Origin of the sequence: Desertibacillus haloalkaliphilus (assembly GCF_019039105.1) — a bacterium.
GTDB classification, from domain to species: Bacteria; Bacillota; Bacilli; order Bacillales; family KJ1-10-99; genus Desertibacillus; species Desertibacillus haloalkaliphilus.
Genome location: NZ_JAHPIV010000084.1, coordinates 1 through 473, shown reverse-complemented (window position 1 = coordinate 473; position 473 = coordinate 1). Strand labels below are relative to the sequence as shown.

Sequence of the window (473 nt, the reverse complement as noted above, 5' to 3'; positions counted from 1 at the left end):
AATCTTTCCTTTTCCCTCCTTTCTCCCTTTCCTTCCCTTCTCTCCCCCCCCCTCCCTCCTCCTCCCTTTTCCTTTTCCCTTTCTCTTCTTTTTTTTCTTTCCTCTCCCCCCCTCTCTCTTCCTCCTCCCCTTCTTCTTCCCTTCTTCCCTCCTTTTTCCTTTCCCCTTTTTCCCCTCTCTCTCCCCCCCCTTCCCTTCCTCCCTTCTTCTTCCTCTCCTCCCTTTTACCTATTTCCCCCTCCTCCTCCCTCCTCTCTTTCCCCCTCTCCCCCTTTTTCCTTTCCTCTTTCCTTTCCCTTTTCTTTTCCCCTCTCCTTTTTTTTCTCTCTCTTCTCCTCCCTTTTTCTTTCTTTCCTTCTCCTCTTTTTTCCCTTCCCTTTCCTCTCCCTCTTTCTCTTCTCCCCCTCTTCCTCTTCCTCCTCCTCTTCTCTCTTCTCTCTCTTTTCTCCCCCCCTCCCTCCCCCCCCCCCCCC

Annotated in this window: 1 protein-coding gene; it reads right to left on the bottom strand. The window is 52.2% G+C overall.

The features are described from left to right. Window positions 1-473 (bottom strand): hypothetical protein (locus KH400_RS29650; RefSeq protein ID WP_217227957.1); only part of this gene is annotated, 473 nt, incomplete at both ends.